The organism is Carboxylicivirga litoralis (assembly GCF_025499605.1).
In the GTDB taxonomy this organism is placed as follows: Bacteria; Bacteroidota; Bacteroidia; order Bacteroidales; family Marinilabiliaceae; genus Carboxylicivirga; species Carboxylicivirga litoralis.
The window spans coordinates 1-796 of sequence record NZ_JAFMVC010000106.1; the positions used below are offsets into that span (position 1 = coordinate 1).

Annotated in this window: 1 protein-coding gene; it reads right to left on the minus strand. The window is 29.3% G+C overall.

Annotated features, from left to right (window positions below):
• Positions 1-424 precede the first annotated feature (424 nt).
• Positions 425-796: hypothetical protein (locus tag J1N10_RS20950; protein WP_262328677.1), on the minus strand; the 372-nt coding region annotated here is incomplete at its 5' end.

The window sequence follows — 796 nt, forward strand, 5'->3', positions numbered from 1 at the left end:
TTTTGTAAGATACTGAATATCAAGGTTTTAAGCAAGCAATTTAACTACTTAATTAATTGATTTTCAATTAATTATACTTTTGTCATGTACTGAAACCTGAAACCTAAATGATTCTTTAGTAAATCGTAAATTCCTAATTGGAAGAATTCAATTTTTTTTCTTCCTGTTTTTGTTTCATGTATTTCAGCTAGTTTTATCATGTGGGTTGTTTTTATGTGTGCTAACGGACGCGGCTATGAAGCGTTGGGGGACTGTTGCCAGATATTCCTTCCAAAATGCTAAATAGCCAAAGCGTTGTATTTTGCTTTTACCTTTTCTATTTACAAAGCCAAATCAACGATTTGGCGGTGGTCGCCTTTGCAGAAACACTACAAATTGCGGTGAACCCCCAATGCTTTATTAGCCATTGTTAGCGAAAGTTATTTTATTTCCATTTGTGTAATATTACATTTCCTTTATCATCACAATTCAAATAAGAGGTATCTCTTTCTCCTGTAATATTGTTGATATTTATTATTTTTTCAATATAACCTAAATCATTATGTATTGTGGATACAACCTTATCTCCTTTGTCAAGATATAATTCATCTTTTACAATCTTTCCATTGTTGTATTCAATTTTTTTCCACCTAATTGTATCTCCTAAATTATCAATTGTAAATCGATGAATTAACTTATTGTCTGAATTGTATAAGTATGATATTGATTTATTTAATTCTTGCTTTTTGTTTTCTATTGAATACTGTAATGATTTAACAATTAAATCTCCTGAATATTTCTTCTTCTCCAATGATAT